This window comes from Kitasatospora sp. NPDC058218 (assembly GCF_042882445.1).
Classification (GTDB): Bacteria; Actinomycetota; Actinomycetes; order Streptomycetales; family Streptomycetaceae; genus Kitasatospora.
The window spans coordinates 69,298-94,298 of sequence record NZ_JBHVWC010000042.1 but is presented as its reverse complement, the minus strand read 5'-3'; the positions used below and the strand labels follow the sequence as shown (position 1 = coordinate 94,298).

The 25,001-nt window shown below is 72.2% G+C and carries 20 protein-coding genes; 6 read left to right on the top strand and 14 right to left on the bottom strand.

Annotated features, from left to right (window positions below; translation table 11 throughout):
- Positions 1 to 65: 65 nt before the first annotated feature.
- The 8 genes from pyrE to ACFVYI_RS25695 all read right to left on the bottom strand — a co-directional run bounded on the left by pyrE (position 66) and on the right by ACFVYI_RS25695 (position 10,546).
- Positions 66 to 602: an orotate phosphoribosyltransferase gene (gene pyrE / locus ACFVYI_RS25730; protein WP_360635507.1), complete on the bottom strand. Its 537-nt coding sequence runs from the start codon at positions 600 to 602 to the stop codon at positions 66 to 68.
- Positions 603 to 632: 30 nt separating this feature from the next.
- Positions 633 to 1,799, bottom strand: a complete 1,167-nt coding sequence (locus ACFVYI_RS25725) for an SRPBCC domain-containing protein (RefSeq protein WP_387889563.1) — start codon at positions 1,797 to 1,799, stop codon at positions 633 to 635.
- A gap of 193 nt (positions 1,800 to 1,992) precedes the next feature.
- Positions 1,993 to 3,546, bottom strand: a complete 1,554-nt coding sequence (locus ACFVYI_RS25720; protein ID WP_387889571.1) for a polyamine aminopropyltransferase — start codon at positions 3,544 to 3,546, stop codon at positions 1,993 to 1,995.
- A 223-nt stretch (positions 3,547 to 3,769) separates the two neighbouring features.
- On the bottom strand, positions 3,770 to 4,297 hold the full coding sequence (locus ACFVYI_RS25715) for a DUF2617 family protein (protein ID WP_387889560.1): 528 nt from the start codon (positions 4,295 to 4,297) through the stop codon (positions 3,770 to 3,772).
- 474 nt (positions 4,298 to 4,771) lie between these two features.
- The gene (locus ACFVYI_RS25710) at positions 4,772 to 5,932 is read right to left on the bottom strand and encodes a pyridoxal phosphate-dependent aminotransferase (RefSeq protein WP_387889559.1); all 1,161 of its coding nucleotides are present in this window, start codon (positions 5,930 to 5,932) and stop codon (positions 4,772 to 4,774) included.
- A 124-nt stretch (positions 5,933 to 6,056) separates the two neighbouring features.
- On the bottom strand, positions 6,057 to 6,620 hold the full coding sequence (locus ACFVYI_RS25705; protein ID WP_387889557.1) for a YbjN domain-containing protein: 564 nt from the start codon (positions 6,618 to 6,620) through the stop codon (positions 6,057 to 6,059).
- A 227-nt stretch (positions 6,621 to 6,847) separates the two neighbouring features.
- Positions 6,848 to 9,454, bottom strand: coding sequence for an ATP-dependent chaperone ClpB (clpB, locus tag ACFVYI_RS25700; protein ID WP_387889555.1), 2,607 nt, complete (start codon positions 9,452 to 9,454; stop codon positions 6,848 to 6,850).
- Between the two features lie 99 nt (positions 9,455 to 9,553).
- Positions 9,554 to 10,546 carry a LysR family transcriptional regulator gene (locus tag ACFVYI_RS25695; protein ID WP_387889552.1) on the bottom strand — a complete coding sequence of 331 codons (993 nt, stop codon included), beginning with the start codon at positions 10,544 to 10,546 and terminating at the stop codon, positions 9,554 to 9,556.
- A 70-nt stretch (positions 10,547 to 10,616) separates the two neighbouring features.
- Between ACFVYI_RS25695 and ACFVYI_RS25690 the strand changes: the two genes are divergently transcribed.
- From ACFVYI_RS25690 to ACFVYI_RS25675, 4 genes are all read left to right on the top strand, one after another.
- Positions 10,617 to 11,717 carry a TDT family transporter gene (locus tag ACFVYI_RS25690; protein ID WP_387889549.1) on the top strand — a complete coding sequence of 367 codons (1,101 nt, stop codon included), beginning with the start codon at positions 10,617 to 10,619 and terminating at the stop codon, positions 11,715 to 11,717.
- Positions 11,718 to 12,413: 696 nt separating this feature from the next.
- On the top strand, positions 12,414 to 13,403 hold the full coding sequence (locus ACFVYI_RS25685; protein WP_387889548.1) for a LuxR C-terminal-related transcriptional regulator: 990 nt from the start codon (positions 12,414 to 12,416) through the stop codon (positions 13,401 to 13,403).
- Entirely contained in the window at positions 13,396 to 14,361 is a 966-nt protein-coding gene (locus ACFVYI_RS25680; RefSeq protein ID WP_387889547.1) for a LuxR C-terminal-related transcriptional regulator, read from the top strand. Before ACFVYI_RS25685 ends, ACFVYI_RS25680 begins: the two co-directional genes overlap by 8 nt.
- Positions 14,354 to 15,352: a LuxR C-terminal-related transcriptional regulator gene (locus tag ACFVYI_RS25675; RefSeq protein ID WP_387889545.1), complete on the top strand. Its 999-nt coding sequence runs from the start codon at positions 14,354 to 14,356 to the stop codon at positions 15,350 to 15,352. Before ACFVYI_RS25680 ends, ACFVYI_RS25675 begins: the two co-directional genes overlap by 8 nt.
- Positions 15,353 to 15,359: 7 nt before the next feature.
- Here ACFVYI_RS25675 and ACFVYI_RS25670 read toward each other — a convergent pair whose 3' ends face one another.
- Positions 15,360 to 15,986 (bottom strand): hypothetical protein, encoded by a 627-nt coding sequence (locus tag ACFVYI_RS25670; protein ID WP_360635537.1) that lies wholly within the window; start codon positions 15,984 to 15,986, stop codon positions 15,360 to 15,362.
- A 344-nt stretch (positions 15,987 to 16,330) separates the two neighbouring features.
- On the opposite strand from ACFVYI_RS25670, the gene ACFVYI_RS25665 reads away from it, so the two are divergent.
- Complete coding sequence (locus ACFVYI_RS25665) at positions 16,331 to 16,501, top strand: hypothetical protein (RefSeq protein WP_387889543.1); 171 nt, start codon at positions 16,331 to 16,333, stop codon at positions 16,499 to 16,501.
- 73 nt (positions 16,502 to 16,574) lie between these two features.
- On the opposite strand, the gene ACFVYI_RS25660 is transcribed toward ACFVYI_RS25665, so the two are convergent.
- The 5 genes from ACFVYI_RS25660 to dnaK form a co-directional block, all read right to left on the bottom strand.
- Positions 16,575 to 17,564, bottom strand: a complete 990-nt coding sequence (locus ACFVYI_RS25660) for a hypothetical protein (RefSeq protein WP_387889540.1) — start codon at positions 17,562 to 17,564, stop codon at positions 16,575 to 16,577.
- A gap of 211 nt (positions 17,565 to 17,775) precedes the next feature.
- On the bottom strand, positions 17,776 to 18,282 hold the full coding sequence (locus ACFVYI_RS25655; RefSeq protein ID WP_387889537.1) for a heat shock protein transcriptional repressor HspR: 507 nt from the start codon (positions 18,280 to 18,282) through the stop codon (positions 17,776 to 17,778).
- 7 nt (positions 18,283 to 18,289) lie between these two features.
- A complete protein-coding gene (gene dnaJ / locus ACFVYI_RS25650; protein ID WP_387889535.1) occupies positions 18,290 to 19,444 on the bottom strand; it encodes a molecular chaperone DnaJ in 1,155 nt (384 codons plus the stop codon).
- Between the two features lie 233 nt (positions 19,445 to 19,677).
- Positions 19,678 to 20,298: a nucleotide exchange factor GrpE gene (gene grpE / locus ACFVYI_RS25645; protein ID WP_360635548.1), complete on the bottom strand. Its 621-nt coding sequence runs from the start codon at positions 20,296 to 20,298 to the stop codon at positions 19,678 to 19,680.
- Positions 20,295 to 22,133: a molecular chaperone DnaK gene (gene dnaK / locus ACFVYI_RS25640; protein WP_387889532.1), complete on the bottom strand. Its 1,839-nt coding sequence runs from the start codon at positions 22,131 to 22,133 to the stop codon at positions 20,295 to 20,297. The genes grpE and dnaK overlap by 4 nt, the downstream gene beginning before the upstream one ends.
- A 296-nt stretch (positions 22,134 to 22,429) precedes the next feature.
- Between dnaK and ACFVYI_RS25635 the strand changes: the two genes are divergently transcribed.
- Entirely contained in the window at positions 22,430 to 24,646 is a 2,217-nt protein-coding gene (locus tag ACFVYI_RS25635; protein ID WP_387889531.1) for a (Fe-S)-binding protein, read from the top strand.
- The last annotated feature ends 355 nt before the right edge of the window (positions 24,647 to 25,001 follow it).

Here is a 25,001-nt window from a genome sequence, read left to right as displayed (position 1 = left end):
GGTCCTGTTTCACGTGAAACAGGACCCGGCCCCGGCCGTTCTGCGGTCCTACCGGCCCGAGCGGGTCAGAGGCCCAGGTCGTCCAGGTCGTACGCGGTCACGTACGGCAGGCCCGTCGCCTCGACCGCGGCGGCGCCACCGCGCTCCACGATCACCGCGACGCCGACCACCTCGGCACCCGCCTCGCGCAGCGCCTCGACGGCGGTCAGCACCGAGCCACCGGTGGTGGAGGTGTCCTCGACGGCCAGCACCCGGCGGCCCTTGACCTCCGGGCCCTCGATCCGGCGCTGCAGGCCGTGCGCCTTGCCCGCCTTGCGGACCACGAAGGCGTCCAGCTCGCGGCCGCGCGCGGCGGCGGCGTGCAGCATCGCGGCGGCCACCGGGTCGGCACCGAGGGTCAGGCCGCCGACGGCGTCGTACTCCAGGTGGGCGGTCGCGTCCAGCATCACCCGGCCGACCAGCGGGGCGGCCTGGCCGTCCAGCGTGATCCGGCGCAGGTCGACGTAGTAGTCGGCCTCCTTGCCGGAGGAAAGGGTGACCTTGCCGTGCACGACGGCCTTGTCCTTGATCTGTGCCAGCAGGGCGTCGCGGTCGTTGCTCATGAGCGTTCAGTCTAGGGGGTGGCGGACTTCCTAGCGTCGGCGCAGGGCCCTGACCAGGACCACCGCGCCGCCGATCAGTGCCACGCCGCCGCCGATCATCCACGGCACCGCGCTGCGGCCGCCCGGCCCCGGCACCACGATGCCGCCCGCCTCGCCGCCCCAGCGGGACGCCGCCCGGGCCCGCGCGCTGCGGGCCGGCAGGGCGGGGGCGTAGGGGCCGCGCGGCGGGGCGTGGTCGACCTCCTCGGCGGAGCGGCCGACGATGCTGCGGCGGACCGGGCCGCTGAGCACCGGCTCCTGCTCGTAGCCGAAGGGCAGGTCGGCGGGGAGTTCGGTGCCGGCTCCGTCCCCGGCCTCGGCGGCGGGGCCGTCCACGTCGGCGGCCTCCTCGCGGTCGTCCTCGCCGTGGTCACCGCCGGTGGGGAGGCCGAAGCGCTCGGCGTCGGCGTCGGAGAAGGCGATCAGGTCGGAGAGGTCGTCGTCGAGGTCGTCGCCGGGGTTGTCCTGGTGGTCGTCCAGGAAGAGCACGGTGGCGGTGTCCGCCTCGGGGTCGGCGTCCTCGGCGGTGTCCGCCTCGGGGTCGGCGTCCTCGGCGGTGTCCGCCTCGGGGTCGGCGTCCTCGGCGGTGTCCGCGTCCTCTTCGGTGTCCGCCTCGGCGTCGGCCGCCGGAGCCTCCCCCGTCACGGTCTCCACCGCGGGCTCCACCTCTGCGGCCGCCTCGGTCTCGGTCTCGGTCTCGGTCTCCACCTCCGCCTCCGGGGAGGCGAGGGCGGTGGCGAACCGGTCGAGCAGGCGGCGGCCGGTGGTGTCGAGGGTCTCCCCGTCGAACTCGGTGAGCCGGCCGGTGGCGCTCAGATCGCCGGTGAAGCGGATCACCGCGGTACCGGCCCCGGCGCCGTCGGTGGTGCTGACCCGTAGGGTGGCGGTGGCCTCGCCGCTGCCGCGCACCTCCTCGCCCTCGGCGAACACGGTGAGGACGCCCTCGCGCCCCTCGATCAGCGACAGCACGCCCTTGTAGGTGATGGTGGAGGTGCCGATCCGCAGCTTCAGCCGCCCGCCGATCTCGTCGGCGGGGCCGCTGCCGACGGCGGCCGGCTCGGTGCTCAGCCCGGGCACGCAACGGGCCAGCAGAGCCGGATCCTGCAGGGCCTGCCGGACCAGCTCGGCCGGCATCGGGACGACAACCTCATGCTCCATGTCACGGAGCCTACCGACCGAACCCCCGGTGGTCCCCGTGGTGGCCCCTACCTGCCGTCCGGACGTCTCCGAGCGGGCGTACCCGGGCCCGCCACCGACCGCTTGTGGCCCCCGCCCGCCCGCTTCTGTCCGCTCCGGGCCCGGCCCGCCGGTCGGCACGGCCGGAGCAGGGCCGGTGCGGCGCGGGCAGGGGTCAGTGCGGCCCGAGCAGGGTCAGCGCAGCCGGCGGGCGGGCGGGCCGCAGGGCGGTGAGGCGGGCGGCGGCGGCCCGCAGGGCGTCCGTGGTGAGCGCGCGGGGCGGCGGGGCGTCCGGGGCGAGGGTGAGCGGGGGCTGGGCGGCCGCGGCGAGCAGGAAGGCCTGGCTGTCCTGCGTTCCGGGCCGGCAGCTCGTGGCGGGGCCGCCCTGGACGGCGTACGGGACGGTTCGCAGCCCGGCCGCCCGCAGGCCGGACTCGACCTGCCAGAGGGCGTTCGGCTCGTCGCCGGCCCGGACGGCGAGTCGTCCGCCGGGCGCGAGCAGCCGGGTGGTGAGGCCGTAGAACTCCTGCGAGTGGAACTTCACCGTTCCGCTGTCGGCGGGGCTGGGCAGGTCGGCGAGCACCACGTCGAAGGCCCCCTCGCCCGGGCGGACGCCGCGCAGCCACTCCAGGGGGTCGGCCGCCGCGGTCCGGACCCGGGAGTCGTCCAGGGAGCGGCCGGAGAGCGCGGTCAGGCCGGGATCGGTCCGGGCCAGCCGGGCGAGGGCCGGGTCGGCGTCGACGACCAGGACCGAGCGGACCCCGCCGTGCCGCAGCACCTCCCGCAGGGCGAGGCCGTCGCCGCCGCCGAGCAGCAGCACCCGGGCGTCCGGTCCGGCGGCCATCGCGGGGTGGACCAGTGCCTCGTTGCCCCGGTACTCGTCCGGCCCGCAGACCGCGAGCCGGCCGTCCAGGTAGAGCCGGAGCGGGCCCTCGGCGGGGCCGGTGAGCACGATCTCCTGGTACCGGCTGTGGGTGGCGAAGCGGACCTGCCCGCCGTACAGGGCCTGCCGGGCGGCGCGCTCGATCGCGCCGGACCAGGCGGCGGCCGCGGCGAGCAGGGCCAGGACGAGGGCGCAGCCGCCCCAGAGCAGCAGCCGGGTGCGCGGCGCGGGCTCCTCGCGGAACAGCCAGAGCACCACGGCGGCCCCGGCGACGGCGTTGACGGCGCCGGTGACCAGGGCGCCGGTGCCCGGTCCGAAGAGGGGCAGGATCAGGAACGGGAAGGCGAGGCCGCCGATCAGCGCGCCCACGTAGTCGGCGGCGAAGAGGTCGGCCGCGGCCCGCCCGGCGTCCTCCCGGCGGATCCGTTGGACGAGCGTCATCAGCAGCGGGATCTCGGCGCCGATGAGGACGCCGATCAGGCAGGTCAGCCCGATCATCGCGGCCTGGTACCGGCCGATCCAGGCCCAGCAGGAGTACAGGGCGAGGACGGAGAGCCCGCCGGTGAGCGCGAGCGCGCACTCGACCAGGGCGAAGGCGGTGGCCGGGCGGCGGGTGAACCGCTTGGCGAGCAGTGAGCCCAGGCCCATCGCGAACACCATGACGGAGAGCACGACGGAGGTTTGGGTGACCGAGTCCCCGAGCAGATAGCTGCCGAGCGCGACGAGTTCGAGCTCGTAGACGAGGCCGCAGGCCGCGCAGACGAACGCGGCCAGCAGCACGGCGAGCCGGGCGAGCGCGGGGTGGGCGCGCAGCCGGGCCCTGCGGCGGGTGGGCAGAGGGGTCAGGCTCCGCCCGGGCCGGGGTGGGCTGCCGTTGTCGAGGTCGAGTCCCGGCTGTGCGGGTGGACCGGCCGGATGGTTGATCACGAACAAACGCTAGGCGACGTTCGGTACGGATGGCTGCGTCCATTCGACGGACAGTGCGATACGGCAGGTTGACGAATCGTTCCTGCGTACGAATGAAGGCCGATGTGCGGACCTATGGCGCCATCGGGACCGGCGGCCGCGGTCACCGGGACACCACCAGCGAGGACCGCGTACAGACCAGCTGGCCCTCCTGCGGGTAGGCGTGCCAGGTGCGCCAGAGCAGCCGGTCCGCGCCGCCCTGGGTGACCAGCGCGGTGAAGGCGCTCGGGTCGCCGGGGAAGACGCCGGCCAGGCCGCGCGGATGGCCCTCGACCAGGGCCAGCAACTCCTGGGCGCGGGCGGCGAAGTCGTGCGGCGGCAGCGCCTCGATCCGGGCCGCGAACTCGTACTCCCAGCCGTCCACCTGCTTGGCCACCCGGGCCGGCAGCGGGGTCCGGCGGCCGGGCAGGCAGGCGACGGTCTCCAGGCACCTGCCCGGCCCGGCGGCGATCACCACCTGGTGGGAGGCGCCCAGCAGTCGCAGCTGGAGGCTGCCGGGCGGACCGGGGCGCCCGGCACCGGCGAGTCTCAGGTCGCGGACTGCGAGAGCGGGCAGCGGTTCGCCGCCCAGGCACCAGGCCAGGTCACCGGCGCGGGTGTCCGTGTAGGAGGTCTGCAGTGTGGTGAGCATGCTCGGCTCCGCGTTTCAGCTCCGTGCGCGCCCGCCGTGCAGCAGCGAGTAGGCCTAGGCAAGGGCGAGGCTGTTCGTGGCTGTGCGGTCCAGGGCGCGGCCGACCGTGGAAGGAAGGATTCCGGCTGGAGATTCAGCAGCAGAGAAGCATGAATACGCCGGGTCCGTCGGTGATTTACCCAACTTTGTCAAGCATTCACCGTTTCGAGCACCCCGGCTTCCCTGCTCTGATCGAGCCGGTGTGCGACTTTGCACAGCGCGCGCCCCTCACCCCGGTGTGTGCGCCGTGCACGCTGGTCGTGCGCTACTCGCGAGGCTCGCGCGCCCCGGTCCTCCCTGCGCCGGGCGCACAGGGCTCGTGAAGGACCGGGGCGGGCCGAGTGGGCCACGGTGATTTCCTGCCCGGTGGCAAGAGGCCGTCCAGGCAGGCGAATTGACTATTCGTCAGGACGTGCGAGGGATTCCATCTGATGGTCAGAGCCGACCGAGTCGGGTGACCGCCTCCTCCAGAACATCGACCTGCTTGCAGAAGGTGAAGCGGACGAGCGGCCGACCGGCCTCGGTGTCGTCGTAGAAGACGGCGTTGGGGATCGCCACCACGCCGCAGCGCGCGGGCAGGGCGCGGCAGAACTCGATGCCGTCCTTCTCGCCCAGCGGGGTGATGTCGGTGGTGATGAAGTAGGTGCCCTCCGGCCGGAACACCCGGAAGCCGGCCGCACTCAGTCCGTCGGCGAGCAGGTCCCGCTTGCGCAGCAGATCGGCGCGGAAGTCGTCGAAGTAGGCGTCGGGCAGCCGCAGGGCGTCGGCGACGGCGTACTGGAAGGGCCCGGCGCTGACGTAGGTCAGGTACTGCTTCGCGGTGCGGACGGCGGCGACGAGCGGCGCGGAGGCGGTGACCCAGCCGACCTTCCAGCCGGTGAAGGAGAAGGTCTTGCCGGCCGAGGAGATCGAGACGGTGCGCTCGCGCATCCCCGGGAGGGCGGCGATCGGGTGGTGGGCGCCGCTGAACACCAGGTGCTCGTAGACCTCGTCGGTGATCACCAGCAGGTCGTGCTCGACCGCGAGGGCGGCGATCGCGGCCAGTTCCCCGGGGGAGAGGACCATGCCGGTGGGGTTGTGCGGGGAGTTGAGCAGCAGCAGGCGGGTGCGCGGGGTGACCAGCGAGCGCAGCCGGTCCAGGTCGGGGCGGAAGTCCGGTGCGCGCAGGGTGAGCGGGACGCGGACGGCTCCGGCCATCGCGATGCAGGCGGCGTAGGAGTCGTAGAAGGGTTCGAGGGCGATCACCTCGTCGCCCGGTTCGAGCAGGGCGAGCAGGGCGGCGGCGATCGCCTCGGTGGCGCCGGCCGTGACGAGCACCTCGGTGTCCGGGTCGTAGGCGAGGCCGCGGAAGCGCTGCTGGTGCTCGGCGATCGCGGTGCGCAGCTCGGGGATGCCGGGGCCGGGCGGGTACTGGTTGCCCCGGCCCGCCAGCACGGCGTCGGCGGCGGCCCGGGCCACCGACGCGGGTCCGTCGGTGTCGGGGAACCCCTGGCCGAGATTGATGGAGCCGGTGGCGGTGGCGAGGGCGGACATCTCGGCGAAGATCGTCGTGCCCATCCCGGCCAGCCGTCGGTTCAGCAGCGGCCTCGTACCCATTGCGGCTCCTCACGCCTCGTCGTCGGCCCCATCCTCGGGGCAGCGGGTGGCCGGGGACAAGAACGGCCCGCCGCCGGGGGTGCCGGGGGCGGGCCGTGCCGCGGACGGAGCCGGGGCGTGAGGATCAGGCCTCGTTGGTGCCCTCGGGGGCCTCGCCCTCGCCGTCCTCGCCCTCGATCTCCTTCTGCAGGCCGAGGCGCTCGACGATCCACTGCTCGAAGCCGACGGCGGCCTGGGTCCAGTTGGCCGTGGTGGTGACGAAGTAGTCCAGGTTCACGCCGGTGCCGACGATCATCTGGGCCTCGCCGATCAGGCGGACCACGCCGTCCTCGTGCGTGTGGGTGTAGACCTTGGGCCAGAGGGTGTCGCGGTTCCACTCGTCGATCAGGTCGAGGATCTCGGCCTTGTCCTCGAGCGGGTAGGCGCGGTCGTAGAACGCGCGGACCGCGAAGAGCTCCTTCTGCTCGCCGCGGAACATGTAGTAGACGCGGAAGCCCTCCCAGGGGGCGGTGAGGTCGCCCTCCTCGTCCACGACGTGCTTGAGCTGCATCTGGTCCAGCAGCTGCGTCACCAGAGCCTGGTCCGGGACGACGATCGGCGGCGGGCCGGCCGGCGGGCCGCCCTGACCGCCGGGCTGTCCGCCCTGCGGCACGCCGAACGACGGGATGGACGACGGGTCGATGCTCATGGGGGTCCTCTTCCTCAGTGCACGTGGTGGCCGGCAATGAGAGGCCGCCCTTTCCACATCCCATCCTGCCTCATCCGGGCCCTCCCTCACAGGGGCGCCCGGGCGGTGGGGCGGGCACCCGTCGATCGTGCCGGAGGGCTGGTCCGGGGCCGTGGACACCGTGGGTGAGCACGGCCGCGGGCCGCCCCCAGGAGAGGGGGCGGCCCGGTCCGGGAGGCTCCGCAGCGCTACTTCTCCAGCGGTCCGCGGGACCGGACGGTGAGGCGGTCGCCCTCCTCGGCCCGCTCGACCAGCACGGTGTCGCCGTCGTGCACCTGGCCGGAGAGGATGGCCCGGGCCAGCTGGTCGCCGATCGCGGACTGCACCAGGCGGCGCAGCGGCCGGGCGCCGTACGCCGGGTCGTAGCCGGTGAGCGCCAGCCAGTCGCGGGCGGCCGCGTCGACCTGGAGGGTGAGCCGGCGCTCGCCGAGGCGCGCGGCCAGCCGGGCCACCTGGAGGTCGACGATCCGGCTCAGCTCGGCCGTGCCCAGCGGGTCGAAGACCACGATGTCGTCGAGGCGGTTGAGGAACTCCGGCTTGAACGCGGCCCGCACCGAGTCCAGCACCAGCTGCTTCTTCCGCTCCTCCGGGGTGGCCGGGTCGACCAGGAACTGACTGCCCAGGTTGGAGGTGAGGATCAGGATCGCGTTGCGGAAGTCGACCGTGCGCCCCTGGCCGTCGGTGAGCCGGCCGTCGTCCAGCACCTGGAGCAGCACGTCGAAGACCTCGGGGTGGGCCTTCTCCACCTCGTCCAGCAGCACCACGCTGTAGGGGCGGCGGCGGACCGCCTCGGTGAGCTGGCCGCCCTCCTCGTAGCCGATGTACCCGGGCGGGGCGCCGACCAGGCGGGAGACGGAGTGCTTCTCGCCGTACTCGCTCATGTCGATCCGGACCATCGCCCGCTGGTCGTCGAAGAGGAAGTCGGCCAGGGCCTTGGCGAGTTCGGTCTTGCCCACGCCGGTGGGGCCGAGGAACAGGAAGGAGCCGGTCGGGCGGTCCGGGTCGGCGATGCCGGAGCGGGTGCGCCGCACCGCGTCCGAGACGGCCTGGACGGCCTCGGTCTGGCCGATCAGGCGCCGGCCCAACTCGTCCTCCATGCGCAGGAGTTTGGAGCTCTCGCCCTCCAGCAGCCGGCCGGCCGGGATGCCCGTCCAGGAGGCGACCACGTCGGCGACGTCGTCCGGGCCGACCTCCTCCTTGACCATCGAGGCGGAGGTGTCCTCGTCGGCGGCCCGCTCCTGCGCCTCGGCCAGTTCGTGCTCGGCGGCCGGGATCTCGGCGTACATCAGCTTGGAGGCGCGCTCGAAGTCGCCGTCCCGCTGGGCGCGTTCGAGGGCGCCGTGCAGGTCGTCGAGCCGCTCCTTCAGCTCGCCGACCCGGTTGAGGCTCTTCTTCTCCTGCTCCCACCGGGCGGTGAGAACGCTCAACTGCTCGTTCTTGTCGGCGAGATCGCGCCGGAGCCGGGTCAGCCGGTCGACCGAGGCGGGGTCGGACTCCTTCTCCAGGGCCAGCTCCTCCATCCGCAACCGGTCGACGGCGCGCTGGAGTTCGTCGATCTCGACGGGGGAGGAGTCGATCTCCATCCGGAGCCGGGAGGCGGCCTCGTCGACCAGGTCGATCGCCTTGTCGGGCAGGAAGCGCGAGGTGATGTAGCGGTTGGACAGGGTGGCGGCGGCGACCAGGGCGGCGTCCGAGATCTGCACCTTGTGGTGCGCCTCGTACCGGCCCTTGAGGCCGCGCAGGATGGCGATCGAGTCCTCCACGCTGGGCTCGCCGACCAGCACCTGCTGGAAGCGGCGCTCCAGGGCCGGGTCCTTCTCGATCCGCTCGCGGTACTCGTCCAGGGTGGTGGCGCCGACCATCCGGAGCTCGCCGCGGGCCAGCATCGGCTTGAGCATGTTGCCGGCGTCCATCGCGGAGTCGCCGCCGGCGCCCGCGCCGACCATGGTGTGCAGCTCGTCGATGAAGGTGACGACCTGGCCGTCGCTCTGCTTGATGTCGTTCAGCACGGCCTTCAGCCGTTCCTCGAACTCGCCGCGGTACTTGGCGCCGGCGACCATCGCGCCGAGGTCCAGCGAGACCAGCCGCTTGCCGCGCAGCGACTCCGGCACGTCGCCGGCCACGATGCGCTGGGCCAGGCCCTCGACCACGGCGGTCTTGCCGACGCCGGGCTCGCCGATCAGCACCGGGTTGTTCTTGGTGCGCCGGGAGAGCACCTGGACGACCCGGCGGATCTCCTGGTCGCGCCCGATGACGGGGTCGAGCTTGCCGTCCCGGGCGGCCTGGGTGAGGTCGGTGCCGTACTTCTCCAGCGCCTTGTAGGTGCCCTCCGGGTCGGGGGAGGTGACCCGCCCGCTGCCGCGGACGTCCTTGAAGGCGGCGAGCAGGGCCTTCGCGGTGGCCCCCTGCTGGGCGAGCAGCTCGGCGACCGCGCCACCCTCGGCGGCCAGGCCGACCATCAGGTGCTCGGTGGAGACGTACTGGTCGTCCAGGTCGTCGGCGCGCTTGCCGGCCTCGGTGAGCACGGCCAGCGTGTCGCGGGCCAGCTGGGGTGCGGCGACGGTGGAGCCCATCGCGCGCGGCAGCCCGGTCAGCTGCCGGCGGGCCTCGGCGTCGATCCGGGAGGCGTCCGCGCCGACCGCCTTCAGCAGCGGCCCGGCGATGCCCTCGGGCTGCTCCAGCAGGGCGATCAGGATGTGCACCGGCTTGACGTCCGGATTCCCCGCGGTGCCGGCCTGCCGGATCGCGGCAGACAGGGCGTCCTGCGTCTTGGTGGTGAACTTGCTGGCGTCCACTGCTGGGGTGTCCTCCTCGCTGGTGGCGAAACTGGGGTGGCGCGCTCGGCGGCGCAAACTCTGCTGACTACAGCATGCACTAAGTTGAGTCTATTCCGCTCAACTTTCGGATGAACGCTTGGGGTGCCCGGAGACGGTGTACCGGTCGAGGCGCGGGGCGGGCTGCCAGCCGGTGCGGGCGGACGGCCCGGTCCGGCGGGTCAGCACCAGCAGCTCCCGGGCCGGCCCGCTCGGCCGGTGCCCGGCCGGCCAGACCGCGCGCAGCGGGCGCCGCAGGTCCAGCCCCTCGGCCAACGGCACGGCCACCAGCCGCCGGGTCGCCAGCTCCTCCGTCACCGCCAGCTCGCTCAGGCAGACCGGCCCGGCCCCGGTCATCGCCGCCGCCTTCAGCGCGGTCGACGAGGCCAGCTCCAGCCGCGGCTTCGCCGCACCGCCGTACGGGGCCAGCGCCATCTCCAGGACCTCCCGGGTGCCCGACCCGGGCTCGCGCAGCACCAGCGGGGTGGCGGCCAGTTCGGGGCCGGTCACCGGGGCGCGGCGGCGCGCCCAGGGGTGGACGGGCGCCACCACGACCACCAGCCGGTCGGCGGCCACCACCGCGCCGGCCAGCCCGGGCGGGGTGGACGGCCCCTCGACGAAGCCGAGGTCGGCCTCGCCGGCCAGCACGTGCCCGGCGACGTCCGAGGAGTTGGCCGTCCGCAGCGTCACGGCCGTGCCCGGGCTGCTCTCGTGCAGCGCCAGCAGCCAGCCCGGCATCAGGTACTCGGCGACGGTCAGGCTGGCCACCACCACCAGCCGGGCGTCCCGCCGCTCGCGCAGCGCGTCGATCCCGGCGTCCAGCGCCTGCGCCGCCTCCACCACGTGCCGGGCCCACTCGACCACGAGCAGCCCGGCCTTGGTCGGCCGGGAGCCGCGCGGGGAGCGCTCCAGCAGCGGTACGCCGATCTGCCGCTCCATGCCCTTGATCCGGGCGCTGGCGGTCGGCTGGCTCACGCCCAGTTCGGCCGCCGCCCGCCCGACGCTGCCCAGACGTGCCACCGTGAGCAGCAGTTCCAGCGCGCGGAGCTCGGGGACGTGCGGAGAGAGAGCCATAGACTCAGGCTATGTCCTCATAGAGCGCCGGGCGCTACCGGCCGCCGGCGGTGGACGGCACGGTGGTGTCATGGCCATCCTCACCGGCGTCCGACCGCTCACCCGCACCGCCCGCTTCGACCTCGCCCAGCTCGGCCCCAACTGGTACGCGGTGGTGATGGGCACCGCGATCGTCGGCAACGGCGCGGCCGCGCTGCCCGTCCGGCTGCCGGGGCTGATCGGGTTCGGCGAGCTGATGTGGGCGCTCGGGGCGGTCGCGCTGCTGGTGCTCGGCGCCGCCCGGCTGGTCCACCTCACCCGGTACCGCGACGCCGCCCGCGCCCACCTGCTGGACAACCCGGCCACCGCGGTCTTCTACGGCTGCCCGCCGATCGCCATGCTCGCGGTCGGCCTCGGGACGCTCACCCTCGGCTCGCGGGTGATCGGCACCGGCCCCGCCGTCGTGCTGGACGCGGTGCTGTGGAGCGTCGGCACCCTGTACGCGCTGGCGGTCGCGGCCGGCATCCCGTACCTCATGATCACCCGGCACACCGTCACCCCGCTGGAGGCCAACCCGACCTGGCTGCTGCCGGTCGTCGCGCCGCTGGTCGCCTCCGCCACCGGCCCCGCGCTCGTCCCGCACCTGCCGCCCGGCACCGCGCAGCAGAGCCTGCTGTACGGCTGCTGCGCGCTGTTCGGGGTCGGACTGCTGGCCATCCTGGCGCTGCTGCCGGTGGTGCTCACCGGGCTCGTGCACAGCAAGCTGCCCGCCCTGGCGCTCACCCCGTCGCTCTTCCTGGTGCTCGGCCCGCTCGGCCAGTCCACCACGGCCGTCCACCAACTCGCCGACGCCGCTCGCCCGGTGGCGCCCGGGATCGCTCCGGTCGCGCTGGCGCTCGCCGAGCTCTACGGGGTCGCGGTGCTCGGGGTCGCGATGCTCTGGCTGGTCATCGCCGTCGCCGCGAACCTGCGCGCCCGCCGGGCCGGGATGTCCTTCGCGATGACCTGGTGGGCGTACACCTTCCCGGTCGGCACCTGCGTCACCGGCGCCTCCGCGCTCGCCCGGCACACCGGCTTCGCGGGGTTCACCGGCCTCGCGGCCGGGCTCTTCGTCCTGCTGGCCGCCGCCTGGGCGGTCGCGGCCGGCGGTACCGTCGCCGGGCTGGCCGGCGGGCGGCTGCTGGCCCGGTGAGGGGCGGACCGGAGTCCGTCACGGTGGGGGCGCCATCGGTCACGGTGAGTGATAGCGAACGGGGAAGGGGGGCCGTGGAGAAAGTGTGCGGAATCCGGGGAGGGTGTGCGACGGCGCACCAGGGGTCCGGAATGCCGCCCTCCGTCGCCGACTGAACGGACGGTCGCTCCCCGGTCCGCCACCGCGCTGACCTCGCCTTTCCCGTCGGGCGGCGAAATCCGCCGGCGCGCCTCGTCCGGCCCCCGGTGCAGGTTCCTGCAATTGCGAAAACATGCACTCGGGCGGCACTTGTTCACCGGCCGTCACGCTGTGATGGTGGAGACACGCCAAGGCCGTCCGGGCAATCGCAGCCCGATGGTGGTGACTTGCTCTTCAATACTGGATGCGAGAGGTACGTCCGTACCTGCATATCGGGGGGAAGAGCGCCGGCCGGGACGCCATGTGTGGTGATGGTCCCCGGGACCGGAGCCGGCGAGGCGTTGCTGCTCCGCCTCGCCGGAAGCACCCTGGGATTGGCGTGCTACCGGCGGCCCCCGGGAAGCCCGGCGTGCGACGGCACCCGGGACCCGGGGGTCCGCCGGCTCGCAGTACCGTGATCGCGTGCGGCGCACGGTACGTGGGACCACGATCGACACGCGTGCGGGCACACGCGGCATGCAGGAAGATCCGAGACCCATCCGGCAGGGAGCGTTCGAGGTGACGGCGGATTCGACGGCCGCCCCCGGCACCAGCGCGCCGGGCGGGGAGCCCGACGAGGCGGCACGGCGGCTCTACCTGGCCGTCCTCGCCGACGGCGGCCGCGTCCCGGCCGCCGACGTCCCGGAGGCCGACCGGGCCGCGCTGCGCCGCCTGGTCGACATCGGCCTGTTGATGCCCAACCCCATGGACGCCTGCTACACCGCCGTCAGCCCGCGCTCGGTCAGCGACCGGCTCGGCGCCGAACTGCGCAGCGAGGCCACCCGGCTGCTGGTCCGCGCCGAGAACCTCCCCGGGGCCCTGGACGGCCTCACCCGTGCGTACGACGCCATGCCCCGCCCGCCCGAGCGTTCCGGCGGCGCCGTCTACATCGAGGGCCACGTCCACATCCGCCAGCGCATCTCCCAGTTGGTCGCCGACTGCCGGACCGAGGTCCTCACCGCCCAGCCCGGCCACCGCCCCGCCGACGCCCTGAAGATCGCGCTCCTCCAGGACGTCCGGCTGCTGCAGCGCGGCTGCTCGCTGCGCACCGTCTACCAGCCGGTCGCGGTCTCCGATCCGGCCGCGCTCGCCTATGCCGAGGAGGTCACCCGGCACGGCTCGCAGATCCGGATCCTGGACGAGCCGTTCCAGCGGCTGTTCGTGTTCGACCGCTCGGTCGCGGTGATCTCCGCCAACGAGGACCACAGCACCGCCGCCTTCATCTCCGACCCGGCCGCGATCGCCTTCCTGGTCGGTGCCTTCGAACGCGACTGGGCCCGCGCCGACACCGCCGACTGGACCGGCTCCCCCGCCCGGGGCGCCGTCCGGGACGCCCCCGACCGGGTCGGCCGGCTGCTCGCCAAGGGCCTCACCCAGCGCACCGTCGCCACCCGGCTGGGCCTGAGCGAGCGCACCGTCGCCGCCCACATCTCCCGGCTGCGCGAGCGCTACGGCGCGCAGACCCTCTTCCAGCTCGGCTGGCTGATGCGGGGCGGCCGGGATGACTGAGACCCGCGTCCCGCTGCCGGACGCCGACGCCCGCGAGCTGTACCGGAGCATCCTGCGCGAGGGCGGCCGGCTGCGGATCGCCGAGGTGCGCGCGCAGGACGCCCCGGCGATCCGCCAGCTGACCGCCGTCGGGCTGCTCACGCTGCGCCACGCGGACGGCGTGTACCGCGCGGTGAACCCGCGTGCGGTCGGTGAGCGGATCGGCGCCGGCCTCCGGGAGGAGGGGGCGCGCCTGCTGGCCCGGGCGGCACTCGTGCCGGAGCTGCTCGACGACCTGACCCAGGCCTACGACGCCGCACCCGGCCGGTACGACCACACCGGCGGCGTCCGACGGATCACCGGAATGGAGCACATCCGCCACCTGGTCTCGCAGCTCGCCGACGAGCACCGCCGGGAGGCCTGGGCGGCCCAGCCCGGCGGGGCCCGGCCGCCCGCCCACATGAAGGACTCCCTGGAGCACACCCGCCGCTACCTCGAACGCGGCGGCACCATGCGCACCATCTACGAGGCGAGCGCCCGCCTCGACGCGCCGACCGTCGACTACGCGGCGACGTCGGCCCGCCTCGGCAGCCCGATCCGCACCCTGGCCGCGCCGTTCAAACGCGTGCTGATCTTCGACCGCAGGGTGGCGGTCATCCCGGCGGCCCCGGACAACACCAGCGCGGCCCTGGTGGAGGACTCCGCGATGGTCGCCTTCCTGGTGGACGCGTTCGAGCAGCAGTGGCGGCAGGCGGAGGGGGTGAACTGGTCGGCGCTGGCCGCCGGTGCCGTGGAGCCGGCGGTGCACGACCAGATCGGCCGGTTGCTGGCGCAGGGTCTGACGCAGCGGGCGATCGCGAGCCGGCTGGGTTTGAGCGAGCGGACGGTGGCCGGTCACATCTCGCGGCTGCGGGAGCTGTACGACGCCGAGACGCTCTTCCAGCTCGGCTGGCAGATGCGGGGCGGCCGGCATGGCTGAACCCCGGATCGTGCCCGACCTGCTCACCGCCGCGCTGCCCGACGGAGCGGCCCGCGAGCTCTACCTGTCGATCCTGGACGAGGGCGGCCGGATCAGGGCGGCGGAGGTCGGCGCGGCCGACGAGGCCGCACTGGCCTCGCTGCTCCAGCTCGGCCTGCTGGTGCCGCAGCCCCTCGACGCCGCCTACACCGCCGTGAACCCGCGCACGCTCGGCGACCGCGTCGGCGCGGAGCTCCGGGCCACCGGAATCGAGCTGCTCCACCAGGCCGAACACCTGCCGGACCTGCTCGACGACCTCTCCCAGGCGTACGACCGGTCACCGCACCGCACCGATGCCACCGGCGGCGTCCAGCACGTCGGCGGCGTGGCGCAGATCCGCCACCTGCTCACCCAGCTCGCCCAGGAGTACCCGCACGAGTCGCTGACCGCCCAGCCCGGCGGGGCCCGCCCGGCCGAGGTGCTGGCCGACATGCTGCACCACGCCCGCGGGTACCTCGGGCGGGGCGGCAGCATCCGCACCGTCTACGAGCCGGCCGCCCGGCTGGACCCGACGACGGCCGCCTACGCCGCCGAGGTCACCCGGCTCGGCTGTGCCATCCGGCTGCTGGCGACGGAGTTCACCCGGCTGGTGATCTTCGACCGCACGGTGGCGGTGGTGCCGGCCGACACCGACCACACCGTGGCGGCACTGGTGACCGATCCGGCCGTGGTGGCGTTCCTGGTGGGCGTGTTCGAGCAGCAGTGGCGGCAGGCGGAGGGGGTGAACTGGTCGGCGCTGGCCGCCGGTGCCGCGGAGCCGGCGGTGCACGACCAGATCGGTCGGTTGCTGGCGCAGGGTCTGACGCAGCGGGCGATCGCCAACCGGCTGGGGCTCAGCGAGCGGACGGTGGCCGGTCACATCTCGCGGCTGCGGGAGCTGTACGACGCGGAGACGCTCTTCCAGCTCGGCTGGCAGATGCGGGGAGCCCGGACGGGGGAGTCCGATGGGTGAGCCGGGGTCAGCCGGTCGCCGCGCCGGTCGGCCAGTAGCCGGTCGGTCCGACCACCGGGGGCTGCTGCCGGGGGACGCTGAACTGGTCGCCGGGAGCGGTCCAGAAGCCCTCGCGCAGCGAGAGCGCCATGCCGGCCCAGTCGAGGGCGGTCTCCACGGTGTGGTGGAGGGCCTCCTGCGACCAGGTGTCGTCGAAGACCAGCGGCAGCACCGGGGCGACCTGCTCGATGGTGGCGATCAGCGGGTTGTGCGTGATCGCCTCGTCCACCAGCAGGACGATCGGCTTGCGCAGCGCCGACGCCCAGCCCAGCTCCAGGCTCACGCCGGCGGAGAGCGGCGCGCCGACGTAGGCGAAGACCAGGTCGGCGGACTGCAGTGCCCGGAAGTCCGACGGCACCCGGGGCTCGGGGGCCCGGCCGGCGACGGTCCAGGCATCACTGTGATGGGCGCTGTACACGGCGGCGCCGCTGCGCAGCAGCGTGGTGCGAAGTGTCGTCAGCCGCGTCCGGCTGGCCAGGGTCACCACGCTGTCGGCCGGTCCGGTCAACCGCATGAGCGGCGCGGCCAGGAACACGCGTGCACGCCGGCCCTCGGGGGCCTGGCTGTCGTGGTGACGCAGGTAGGGCTCGGTCATGTCGACTCCGGGGGAAGGCCGACCGGATTGGGGGACGGTGCCGGCAGGCGTTGAGAGTAGTTGCTGCTTCAGGTGGATCCAGTGCCCTGTGGTGATGAAGAATTGACCGTACAGCAACAGGTTTTTGACCTGGTGCTGGACCATCGGGGGCGAACTGATCGTCTATCAGTGGTCACGGTCGCGTCCAGGTTTCTGCCCTGTCATCTGGCTGCCTGGCAGGGAGATGACGCCGCCCGGGGACAACGGGGAGGTGACACCACAACTCGGTGTGCGGCATCATGTGGACTCCAGTGCTATTAGTTCAGCTTGAGCAACTTTCGGAAAGGAGTGGGCTGGTGTCCCGTATGTCCAAGCTTGTGCGCAAGGTCGTGCTTCCGATTGCCATCGCAGCTGGGGCGTTGGTCGGTGTCTGCGTCATGTCAAGCAGTGCGCAGTCGCAGGCGGACGCAGGTGCCGATGATTCCCGCACCCAGGCCGCGGTTTACCTCGTTGCGAATGACATGAACTGGGGCTGACCGCTCCCTGTCATAGCCGACGTTCGAGTGCCGAAAGGCTCCAGGCGCGGGCGCCCGCCGTCCTCGGGGCCGCTCACTCGGGTCGGTGCTGTGCCGCCCGGCCGAGCATGTAGCCCAGTTGGAACAGGGAATCGACGTTGTAGTCCTCCCGCATCTCGGCTATATGTCGCGCCAGCGTGCGCTCGCTGATGCCGAGTCTGCGTGCGATGACCCGATGGTTCGTACCGGAAAGAAGCAGGTCGATGATCGTCTGGCGCAGCCGGGAGACCACCTGCTGCGGGACGGTGGTGTCGCCGTCGAACTCCAGCGCCCGGCCCCAGTTCCGCTCGAATACCTCTTCCACGAGATATTTGATGACCGCCGGATCGTGGATGAAAGCGGCGAGGTCGTCATCGCCCACCGGAATTACCGCAAGGCGCCGGTCGACAATGATGAGACGGGCGTAGGGCTCGTCCAGGGTGCGAAACTGATAACCCTCCTTCGCCAGCCGTGAGACGTATTCCCGGGTGGGCTGGTGGTATCGGGTGCTGGCGTTGTAGATCGTGCGCATCGAAGCGCCCTGCTGCAGGCTCTTGAGGTCCCGTTCCATTCCTGCGGCAAGCAGCTCGGGCGGGCGCGGGCCGCCCGGCTGCATGGCGAGCCCCTCGGTCATACCGGTGGCCATGCATTGCTGGAGGCGTTGATTGATGAGCGCCTTGCCCTGGACGTATTCGATCGGGCCGCCCGCCTGATCGGGGCTGTGGAAGGCGTCGGCCAATTCACTGAGATCGGCCGGCAGGGCGACGGCCCGGGCCAGGAGATCGAGGGCCTGGCGCTGCCAGGCGGAGCTCAGGCTGAAGGAGAGCTGCGCCGGGTCGACGGCGATGAGCGAGCCGGGTTCGTCGCTGTCGGGAATGAGGAGACCGAGGTCCATGAGCTCGCGGAGCGCGGCGCTCTCGCCCGGGCCGGCGTCGATCGCCAGCCGGCCATTGCCGTGGACAGTCCTGAGATAGAGCGATCGGGCATCCGCAGACAGTATTCGTGATCCGCCACCTGCGGAACCGGGCTGCTCTCGCCCACTCATCTTCGGCTCCCTGTCGTCGACCGGACAAGTAGTCAACGTTCTAAAGTCGGTTGTACCAGGCATCCTAGGTCGCGATCGCGGCCAGTAGGACTGCCACCGACAGCTCTGCCTGCCAGGGGCACGCTCCGGTCCAGCACTCTCTCACAGACAAGCGAGCCGCCGGCACCCCCCGATCAGGAGGGAGCCGGCGGCGGGTGCCGTGGTGGCCGGGTTACCGCTTGGGACGCCAGACGACCAGTGCGCTGGACTGGGTCGGCGGCTGGTACGGGACGAGATCCCGCCGGTAGGAGGCGTGGACGGCGGCCTCGCGCTGCTGGAGCGCGGAGGCGGCACCTTCGAGCGAGTCGACCAGCTCGGCGATCCGGGACTGGAGCGCGGTGACCTGGTTCTCCAGTTCGATGATCCGCTTGATGCCGGCCAGGTTGATGCCCTCGTCCTGGGAGAGCCGCTGCACCTCGCGCAGCTGCTGGATGTCGCGGCTGGAGTAGCGCCGGCCGCGGCCGGCGGTGCGGTCGGGACAGACCAGGCCGAGGCGGTCGTACTGGCGCAGCGTCTGCGGGTGCAGGCCGGAGAGCTCGGCGGCGACCGAGATCACGTAGACCGGGGTGTCCTCGGTGAGGACGTAGTGCGGCGGCGGTGCCGTGCGGCGGGCGCGCGGGGCGCCGCCGGGCAGGCCTTCGCCGATGCCGGGGCCGATCGGGCCGCTGTCGGGGGTCATCTGGTCGTCACGCTCCCTTCGCCGCCTTGAAGAGGGCGGCTCGCGGGTCGTCGGAGGCGGTGGCCTCGCGGTACTGCTCCAGGGCCGTCAGCGCGTCGCCGGTGACGTGCTGGGGCACCACGACCTCCATGGTGACCAGGAGGTCGCCCCGGGTGCCGTCCTTGCGGGTGGCGCCCTTGCCGCGGGCCCGCAGGGTGAGGCCGTTGGCGCTGCCCGGGGGCAGCTTGAGCTTCACCGAGGGGCCGTTGAGCGTCGGTACCTCGATGGTCCCGCCCAGAGCGGCTTCGGGGAAGGTCACCGGCACGGTCACGGTCAGGTTGTCGGCCTTGCGCCCGAAGACGGGGTGCGGGTCGACGTGCACCGTGACGTAGAGGTCGCCGGACTGGCCGCCGCGCTCGCCCTGGGCGCCCTTGCCCTTGAGCCGGATGCGCTGGGCGTCCTGGACGCCGGCCGGGATCCGGACCTGCATGGTGCGGGCCGAGCTGGCCCGGCCGCTGCCGTGGCAGTCGGGGCACGGGTCGTCGACGATCATGCCGCGGCCGCGGCAGTCCCGGCACGGCTCGGAGAGCGCGAAGGCGCCCTGGCCGCGGCTGACGGTGCCGGCGCCGACGCAGGTCGGGCAGACCCGCGGCGTGGTGCCGGCCTTGGCGCCGGTGCCGCTGCAGGTACGGCAGGCGGCCTGGCTGGTCATCCGCAGCGGGACGGTCGCGCCGTCCACCGCCTCCTCGAAGGAGAGCGTCACCTCGGTCTCGACGTCGGCGCCGCGCCGCGGCTGGGCCTGCCGGCCGCCCCGGTTGAAGAGGCCGCCGAAGACGTCGCCGAGCCCGCCGCCACCACTGGGGCCGCCCTGGCTGCCGGTGAAGAGGTCGCCGAAGTCGAAGCTGTAGTTGCCGCCGCCGGGCCCGCCTGCGCGGTAGCCGCCGTTGGCGAAGAGCGTTCGCGCCTCGTCGTACTCCTTGCGGCGCTTGTCGTCCGACAGGACGTCATAGGCCTCGGAGATGTCCTTGAAGCGGTCCTCCGCCTTGGTGTCGCCCTTGTTCGCATCGGGGTGGAACTCGCGCGCCAGCTTGCGGTACGTCTTCTTGATCTCGGTGGCGGAGGCGTCCTTGGGCACGCCGAGGACCTTGTAGTAGTCCTTCTCCACGTAGTCCTTGCCGCTCATGCGCCCGCCTCACTTCGCTCGGCAGCCGCTTCGCGGAACGCGCGCCCCTGGTCGATTCGCTCGCTCATGGCTGCCGCCACCTCCCGGAGTCAACAGGTAGGGATCCGACGCGGGCGGGTCCACCCGACCCGGATCCACCGGACACCCCGTCACGGGGAACCGGGTCAACGGATACGGCGCTGCGGAGCCGGCCGCCGTACTGGCCGGCGTACGACTCCGCAGCGCACGGGTTGTCAGCTCTCCGAGCCACCGTCGGCCTTGTCGGCGTCCGCAGCCTTGTCGGCGTCCGGCGCGGCGGTGGTCTGGGTGCCCGGCTGGGGCTCCGCGACCGCCACCATCGCCGGGCGGATGATCCGCTCGCCGATCCGGTAGCCGGGCTGGAGGATCTGGACGCAGGTGTCCTCGGTGACGTCCGAGGAGTAGCTGTGCATCAGCGCCTCGTGCATGGTCGGGTCGAAGGGCTCGCCCTCCTTGCCGAACTGCTGCAGGCCCAGCTTGGCCACGACCGTCTCCAGCGACTCGGCGACGGACTTGAAGCCGCCCGTCACCTCGCCGTGCTCGCGGGCCCGGCCGATGTCGTCCAGCACCGGGATCAGGGACTCCAGGATGTTGGAGACCGCGATCTCGCGGACCGTCAGACGGTCCCGCTCGACCCGCTTGCGGTAGTTCTGGTACTCGGCCTGAAGGCGCTGGAGGTCGGCGGTCCGCTCGGCGAGCTCGCGCTTGGCGGCAGCCGCGTCACCCGCTCCACCGGTGGTGTCACCGGCCGCGGCGGCCTCCTCGGCCGCCTCGATCACGGCCTCCTCGGCGGCGGAGTCGTCGCCGGGCTCAGCACCCTGCGGCTTCTCCGTCATGCCGCACCGCCCTTGGGCTTCTCGTCGTCCACGATCTCGGCGTCGACGACGTCGTCGTCCTTGGCACCGGCGGCGTCACCGGCCGGGGCGGCGGAGGCGGCGTCGGCGTTGGCGTAGAGCGCCTGGCCGAGCTTCTGGGCGGTGGTGGAGACCTTCTCGGAGGCCTCGCGGATGGCCGCGATGTCCTCGCCCTTCAGGGCCTCCTTGAGCTCGCCGATGGCGGCCTCGACCTCGGTCTTGACGTCGGCCGGGAGCTTGTCCGCGTTGTCCGCGATGAACTTCTCGGTCGAGTAGACGAGCTGCTCGGCCTGGTTGCGGGTCTCGACCGACTCGCGGCGCTTGTGGTCCTCCTCCGCGTACTGCTCGGCCTCGCGCATCATGCGCTCGATGTCGTCCTTCGGCAGCGCGGAGCCGCCGGTGACGGTCATCTTCTGCTCCTTGCCGGTGCCGAGGTCCTTCGCGCCGACGTGCATGATGCCGTTGGCGTCGATGTCGAAGGTGACCTCGATCTGGGGCAGGCCGCGGGGGGCCGGCGGGAGACCGGTCAGCTCGAACATGCCGAGCTTCTTGTTGTACGCGGCGATCTCGCGCTCGCCCTGGTAGACCTGGATCTGCACGGACGGCTGGTTGTCCTCGGCCGTGGTGAAGATCTCGGAGCGCTTGGTCGGGATCGTGGTGTTGCGCTCGATCAGCTTGGTCATGATGCCGCCCTTGGTCTCGATGCCGAGGGACAGCGGGGTGACGTCGAGCAGCAGGACGTCCTTGACCTCGCCCTTGAGGACACCGGCCTGGAGCGCGGCGCCGATGGCGACGACCTCGTCCGGGTTGACGCCCTTGTTGGCGTCCTGCCCACCGGTCATCTCCTTGACGAGCTCGGCGACGGCCGGCATCCGGGTGGAGCCACCGACCAGGACGACGTGGTCGATCTCGGAGAGCGAGATGCCGGCGTCCTTGATCACGTTGTGGAACGGGGTCTTGCAGCGCTCCAGCAGGTCGGCGGTGAGCTGCTGGAACTGGGCGCGGGTGAGCTTCTCGTCCAGGTGCAGCGGGCCCTCGGCGGAGGCCGTGATGTAGGGCAGGTTGATCGAGGTCTCGGAGGACGAGGACAGCTCGATCTTCGCCTTCTCGGCCGCCTCGCGCAGGCGCTGGAGGGCCATCTTGTCCTTGGACAGGTCGACGCCGTGGCCGGCCTGGAAGACCTTCACCAGGTGGTCGACGACCTTCTGGTCCCAGTCGTCACCACCGAGGTGGTTGTCACCGTTGGTGGCCTTCACCTCGACGACGCCGTCGCCGATCTCCAGCAGGGACACGTCGAAGGTGCCGCCGCCGAGGTCGAAGACGAGAATGGTCTGGTCGTCCTTGTCCAGGCCGTAGGCCAGGGCGGCCGCGGTGGGCTCGTTGACGATGCGCAGGACGTTGAGGCCCGCGATCTCACCGGCCTCCTTGGTGGCCTGACGCTCGGAGTCGGAGAAGTACGCCGGGACGGTGATGACGGCGTCGGTGACCGTCTCGCCCAGGTAGGCCTCGGCGTCCCGCTTCAGCTTCTGCAGCACGAAGGCGCTGATCTGCTGGGGGTTGAAGTCCTTGCCGTCCAGGTTGATCTTCCACCCGGTGCCCATGTGGCGCTTGACCGAGCGGATGGTCCGGTCGACGTTGGTGACCGCCTGGCGCTTGGCCACCTCGCCGACGAGCACCTCGCCGTTCTTGGCGAAGGCCACGACGGACGGCGTGGTCCGCGCACCCTCGGCGTTCGTGATGACGGTGGGTTCGCCACCCTCAAGGACGCTGACGACCGAGTTCGTCGTACCGAGGTCGATGCCGACCGCGCGTGCCATCGTTGGTACCTCCACGGAAGAGTTGAGCTTTACAGGCTCAAGGATGCACGACCCGAGGGAGGGCGTCAACAGCTATGAGCCGCTGGCGCTCAACTTTGCTGAGCCGCAAACCGCGCCGACCCGCCCGGGAGGCGTGGTGAGTACGCACTCACGTGACTGCCGCCATACCTTGAGCATCTTCTGGGGAAGTGTCGGCGAGCGGTAATGTCCGGGCCGTCGGCCCGGGAAGTTACCGGCGAGTACACTCACACGCGTAGGAAATGCCCACCAGGGAAGCCGCAGGAGACGGAGAGCCGATGCAGCTAGCAGCGATCGTCATCTCGCTGGTCACGTTTGTGATCGGCACCGCGCTCGCCGCCCGTGCGGCGATGTACATCTTCAGGGTGGTGAGGACCGGCCAGTCGGACCCCACCAGGTTCGGCGTGCCCGCCCAACGGGTGAAGACCGTGGCGGTCGAGTTCGTCGGCCACACCCGGATGAACCGCTGGGGCGTCGTCGGCATCGCGCACTGGTTCGTCGCGGTGGGCTTCTTCACCCTCGGCCTCACCCTGCTGACCGCCTTCTTCCAGCTGTTCGACGCCGAGTTCGTCCTGCCGGTGCTCGGCGGCTGGCTGCCGTACGAACTCTTCACCGAGCTGGTCGGCACCCTGACCACCCTGGGCATCGCGACCCTGATCGTGATCCGGCTGCTCAGCCTGCCCTCGCGGTCCGGCCGCAAGTCCCGGTTCGCCGGCTCGATCGCCTGGCAGGCCTTCTACGTCGAGTACACGATCCTCGGCATCGGCCTCTGCATCATGATCCTGCGCGGCCTGGAGGGCGCGCTGGAGGGCGTCGAGTCGTACGAGGCGACGTACCTGATCTCCTACCCGCTGGTGCTGGCCTTCAAGGGCCTGTCGCACGGGGTCCTGGAGAACCTGATCTACCTCTTCGCGATGCTGAAGATCTGCATCTCCTTCGCCTGGGCGATCACCATCGGCATCAACCCCTCGATGGGTGTGGCCTGGCACCGCTTCCTCGCCTTCTTCAACATCTACTTCAAGCGCGAGGAGGACGGCGGCACCGCGCTCGGCGCCCTGCGGCCGATGACCAGCGGCGGCGCCCCGATCGACTTCGAGGACCCGGCGGACGACGCCGTCTTCGGCGTCTCCCAGGTCGAGCACTTCTCCTGGAAGGGCATCCTCGACTTCTCCACCTGCACCGAGTGCGGCCGCTGCCAGTCGCAGTGCCCCGCCTGGAACACCGGCAAGCCGCTCTCGCCCAAGCTGCTGATCATGAGCCTGCGCGAGCACGCCTTCGCCAAGGCGCCGTACCTGCTCGCGGGCGGCGGCAAGGACGCCGAGGGCAACGAGACCGCCACCCCCGAGCAGCTGGCCGGCGTGCCCGCCGAGGCGCTCGCCGAGGCCGAGCGCCCGCTGATCGGCACCGCCGAGGAGGGCGGGGTCATCGACCCCGACGTGCTCTGGTCCTGCACCACCTGCGGCGCCTGCGTCGAGCAGTGCCCGGTGGACATCGAGCACATCGACCACATCGTCGACATGCGCCGCTACCAGGTGATGATCGAGAGCTCCTTCCCGACCGAGGCCGGGACGATGCTCAAGAACCTGGAGAACAAGGGCAACCCGTGGGGCATGGCCACCAAGGCCCGCCTGGACTGGGTCAAGGAGCTGAAGAAGGAGACCGGCATCGAGGTGCCGGTGATCGGGGAGGACATCGACCCCGCCGAGGTCGAGTACCTCTACTGGGTCGGCTGCGCCGGCGCCCTGGAGGACCGCGCCAAGAAGACCACCAAGGCCTTCGCGGAGCTGCTGCACACCGCCGGCGTGCAGTTCGCGATCCTCGGCAAGGAGGAGTCCTGCACCGGTGACTCCGCCCGCCGCCTGGGCAACGAGTTCCTCTTCCAGATGCTCGGCGCGCAGAACGTCGAGACCCTGAACGCGGCGCTGGAGGACGCTCCCAAGAAGCGGATCGTCGCCACCTGCCCGCACTGCTTCAACACCATCGCCAACGAGTACCCGCAGCTGGGCGGCCACTTCGAGGTCATCCACCACACCCAGCTGCTGCAGCACCTGATCGACGAGGGCAAGCTCGTCCCGGTGAACCCGGTCGAGGGCCTGATCACCTACCACGACCCCTGCTACCTGGGCCGGCACAACAAGGTCTACAGCCCGCCGCGCGAGATCATGGACAAGGTCCCGGGGCTGCGCCAGCAGGAGATGCACCGTCACAAGGAGCGCGGCTTCTGCTGCGGCGCAGGCGGCGCGCGGATGTGGATGGAGGAGCGCATCGGCAAGCGGATCAACACCGAGCGCGTGGACGAGGCGCTGTCGCTCAACCCGGACATCGTCTCCACCGCCTGCCCGTTCTGCCTGGTGATGCTCTCCGACTCGGTCAACGGCAAGAAGAACGAGGGCGCGGCCAAGGAGCACCTGAAGGTCGTCGACGTCGCGCAGCTGCTGCTCGACTCGGTGAAGGCGGCGCCGCCGGCCGAGACGGTGGAGACCGTCGACGCCTGACCGGTACCGTCGGCCCGGCCGGGCCCCGACCGCCCGGCTGTTCGACAGTTCTGCTACAACTGCCCGGCCCGGTGGGTGCGACGAGCGCCCGCCGGGCCGGGCTTTTCACCTGGCTTCCACCCGGCTCCCACCGGGCTTTCCGCCGGACTTCGCGCCGCGTTCTCCGGGCCGCCGCGCACTGGGCGGGACGCCAACCGGCGGACCGCCCGGCAGGGCCCGGGTCGGAAGGAAATACAGTAGGCGCCGGACCGGCCCTGTGCCGGTCGACCCGTTCCGGCCCTCCGGGCGGGTGTCCAGACCACTGACGGAGGTATCGGCCCGCCGGGCCGGGCCGCAGCGATCACAAGGGGAACAG

Coding starts and splice junctions, on each gene's coding strand:
- pyrE (WP_360635507.1), bottom strand. CDS start 602: ATGAGCAACGACCGCGACGCCCTGCTGGCACAGATCAAGGACAAGGCC.
- ACFVYI_RS25725 (WP_387889563.1), bottom strand. CDS start 1,799: ATGGAGCATGAGGTTGTCGTCCCGATGCCGGCCGAGCTGGTCCGGCAG.
- ACFVYI_RS25715 (WP_387889560.1), bottom strand. CDS start 4,297: ATGCTCACCACACTGCAGACCTCCTACACGGACACCCGCGCCGGTGAC.
- ACFVYI_RS25710 (WP_387889559.1), bottom strand. CDS start 5,932: ATGGGTACGAGGCCGCTGCTGAACCGACGGCTGGCCGGGATGGGCACG.
- ACFVYI_RS25705 (WP_387889557.1), bottom strand. CDS start 6,620: ATGAGCATCGACCCGTCGTCCATCCCGTCGTTCGGCGTGCCGCAGGGC.
- ACFVYI_RS25695 (WP_387889552.1), bottom strand. CDS start 10,546: ATGGCTCTCTCTCCGCACGTCCCCGAGCTCCGCGCGCTGGAACTGCTG.
- ACFVYI_RS25690 (WP_387889549.1), top strand. CDS start 10,617: ATGGCCATCCTCACCGGCGTCCGACCGCTCACCCGCACCGCCCGCTTC.
- ACFVYI_RS25680 (WP_387889547.1), top strand. CDS start 13,396: ATGACTGAGACCCGCGTCCCGCTGCCGGACGCCGACGCCCGCGAGCTG.
- ACFVYI_RS25675 (WP_387889545.1), top strand. CDS start 14,354: ATGGCTGAACCCCGGATCGTGCCCGACCTGCTCACCGCCGCGCTGCCC.
- ACFVYI_RS25670 (WP_360635537.1), bottom strand. CDS start 15,986: ATGACCGAGCCCTACCTGCGTCACCACGACAGCCAGGCCCCCGAGGGC.
- ACFVYI_RS25665 (WP_387889543.1), top strand. CDS start 16,331: ATGTCCAAGCTTGTGCGCAAGGTCGTGCTTCCGATTGCCATCGCAGCT.
- ACFVYI_RS25660 (WP_387889540.1), bottom strand. CDS start 17,564: ATGAGTGGGCGAGAGCAGCCCGGTTCCGCAGGTGGCGGATCACGAATA.
- ACFVYI_RS25655 (WP_387889537.1), bottom strand. CDS start 18,282: ATGACCCCCGACAGCGGCCCGATCGGCCCCGGCATCGGCGAAGGCCTG.
- dnaJ (WP_387889535.1), bottom strand. CDS start 19,444: ATGAGCGGCAAGGACTACGTGGAGAAGGACTACTACAAGGTCCTCGGC.
- grpE (WP_360635548.1), bottom strand. CDS start 20,298: ATGACGGAGAAGCCGCAGGGTGCTGAGCCCGGCGACGACTCCGCCGCC.
- dnaK (WP_387889532.1), bottom strand. CDS start 22,133: ATGGCACGCGCGGTCGGCATCGACCTCGGTACGACGAACTCGGTCGTC.
- ACFVYI_RS25635 (WP_387889531.1), top strand. CDS start 22,430: ATGCAGCTAGCAGCGATCGTCATCTCGCTGGTCACGTTTGTGATCGGC.